General features: G+C 31.1%; 1 protein-coding gene. It reads left to right on the top strand.

Going from position 1 to position 1,518, the window contains the following annotated elements:
- The first annotated feature begins 512 nt into the window (after positions 1-512).
- On the top strand, positions 513-821 hold the full coding sequence (locus A5877_RS11510) for a hypothetical protein (RefSeq protein WP_008377858.1): 309 nt from the start codon (positions 513-515) through the stop codon (positions 819-821).
- The last annotated feature ends 697 nt before the right edge of the window (positions 822-1,518 follow it).

Raw genomic sequence — 1,518 nt, 5'->3', positions numbered from 1 at the left:
ATTTTAATTTAACCAAATCATTCAATATGAGATAATCATTTACGAAAGGATGATTTGATGAACTATACAGTTACCAGCCTAAGACATCTGCGGATCGCTCAAATTTCTTTGTTAACATACTATATTTATTTAGCCGTCCATGACAATATTTTCGAAGCAATTCCATTACTGTTAATCAGTGGTATTTTAGATCTCGTGTACCCGCCAGACTACGCAAACCAGTCATTTTGGTTCCCTTATAAAAAGAAAACAATATTTTTAAAAAGCAACAATTTGTTTCTGGAAAGAGCTCTAGAAATCTTAACCACAATTGTTCTTGGTATTTTCCTATCTCTTGTTTTTTAAAGGAACAACTTGTGATTGTTGGTTCCCTTTTACCCAACAACTGAATTATTTTTCTATTGCTCACTATTTTATCCATTTGTCTATTAAAATGGATTTATTAAATGAATAACGAATCCTTGACTGTTGAGATGACGCTAGTATTTAATCGAAAGGAAAGGTGATTTTTTATGAAAAGAATTTGTTTTGTCTTAGTTTTGAGCAATGGATTATCTTACACACCATTAACTCCAGGTGTTCTTTATCAAAGAGACACAAGCCTCAAAGACTATTTTTCACCGTTTTACGACGTTTCAATCAATTATCTGAGAGATAAAGATACTGTTGATTACTTGGTCCTTCCTGAGCCATTCGCTCCTTTTGATAATGAAAATAACCTCCCCATCATAAAAGTTCCTTCTAAATTTTTTCTGACTAAAGATTTTGAAAAAATTAAGGATTACATTGATGACTACTTTAAAGAAAACGATGCTAAGTAATACTAATCTTCGATCGTTTTAAGCTCTTACTGATTGATACCGTTATCAATCAGTTTTTTTCTTCGATTTGCCAACTTCTTTTTGGACGAGAAAACAGTCCGAATATTCTAAATCTATTACTTTACGATAAAATTATTCCAATTAATAATAAGGTAGTATTTATTAGGTGGCTCTCAATTAGTCGTATACTTAGCTGAGGGTACCACTTGCTTGACCACAAAATTCAATGATCGAATACGAGTTAACGGTTTTAAATTTACTTAAAGGGGATTTAGTTTTGACAGACGAAAGATGGTTCCAAATAAGGAAAAGACGAAAAATAGAATTATATGTTTGTCTTTTAGTCGTTTTACCAATGGTCTATGGGCTATGGTTCAACATAGTTTTTCTTGTACAATATACTGCACTACTTTTTTGTATCGCAGTTTTAACAACAATTTATGAACTCGGAAAACTATTAATTGATAAAATTCGAAGAAAAAGGTAGCAATGTTCAATCTATATTTTGTAGGTTGGACATTTTTTCTTGAAGGAATTTAATAACAATAAGCCTCAAGAAGCTCCTGTTATCAATGCTTTCACTAATATCAATACCTTAACAAATTCTATTGCACAAATTTTCGACTATTAGTTTTAGAAACTACTCGCGTCTAAGATAGTTTTTTCTATCGCTACAGAGTTTTAAAATATACAATAG

It is taken from the genome of Enterococcus sp. 3C7_DIV0644, assembly GCF_002141235.1.
Taxonomy (GTDB): Bacteria; Bacillota; Bacilli; order Lactobacillales; family Enterococcaceae; genus Enterococcus_D; species Enterococcus_D entomosocium.
The sequence above is the reverse complement of the archived record's forward strand: the minus strand, read 5'-3'. Positions and strand labels throughout refer to the sequence as shown.